The 1,015-nt window shown below is 39.1% G+C and carries 1 protein-coding gene; it reads left to right on the top strand.

All coding sequences use genetic code 11. From position 1 onward, the window contains the following. Positions 1 to 202: 202 nt before the first annotated feature. On the top strand, positions 203 to 976 hold the full coding sequence (locus tag CWC11_RS20135) for a YggN family protein (protein ID WP_058546933.1): 774 nt from the start codon (positions 203 to 205) through the stop codon (positions 974 to 976). Positions 977 to 1,015 lie beyond the last annotated feature (39 nt).

Genomic DNA, 1,015 nt, shown 5'->3' with positions numbered 1-1,015 from the left:
CATTCTCGGTGTTTTACTGTGCTTTGATAGCTGATAGCTGATAGCTGATAGCTGATAGCTGATAGCTGATAGCTGATAGCTGATAGCTGATAGCTGATAGCTGATAGCTGATAGCTGATAGCTGATAGCTTTACTTTTACTTGCATAAAGTTGGTTTTTTGTTAACCTACCCGCCTTCCATTTTAGTCTTTTTGAGGTGTTTATGGCGTTCCTATCTCGTTCGATATTGGCGTTGTCGATAGCACTTTCAAGCAGCACTGCATTTGCTCAGGCCCAATGTGATGTTGAGCTTCGTCATGGTTTAATCATTACTGATGATGTAATACGTATACTTGATAAAGGCCAGACTCGTGTTCAAATTAACAATAATAATCAGCTGTTTATACGTGGTTATTGGGTTGATTTAAGCGATGACGAAAGTAAAGTACTCGAGCAATTTAGTAATGGCATTCGCCACACAGTTCCCGAATTAGTAAATCTTGCTACAGATGGTGTTAACTTAGGTTTAAGCGCTATTGAGCATGTAGTTGAGGGTATGTCTGATAAAGAGCCAGAGGTACTTAAAACACAGCTTCAGTACGTAGAACGCGCATTAATGGATAAATTTAAGCGCGGAGATGACTTCTTTTTTATTGCCCCTCAATCTCTTTCGCAAATAGATGACTTTTTCACCAAAGAGATAAGCCAACAAATTCACTCCGCAGTACATGGATCGTTAGGTGCTATTTTAGTATCCCTTGGTGATGCCTTTAAATCACGCGAAGGTAATATAGAAGATCGAATTAACGATATGGGTCAGCGGATGGATATTATCTCAAAAGAGATTGATAAATCACTACAAAAAAAAGCGCATCAGTTAGAGCTTAAAGCCTCAGAATATTGTGAATGCTTAAATGCACTAGATGTAACCGAGTCACGCCTACAAGCAATTGTGCCCGGCATGGCTGATTACGATTTAGTGCAAATTAAATCGTAAGGGAGATCTATTTTAAGTTGTCAGCTGTCAGTTATTAGA

The organism is Pseudoalteromonas sp. S3178, assembly GCF_005886985.1.
Taxonomy (GTDB): domain Bacteria; phylum Pseudomonadota; class Gammaproteobacteria; order Enterobacterales; family Alteromonadaceae; genus Pseudoalteromonas; species Pseudoalteromonas carrageenovora.
This window is presented reverse-complemented; position numbering and strand designations above follow the sequence as displayed.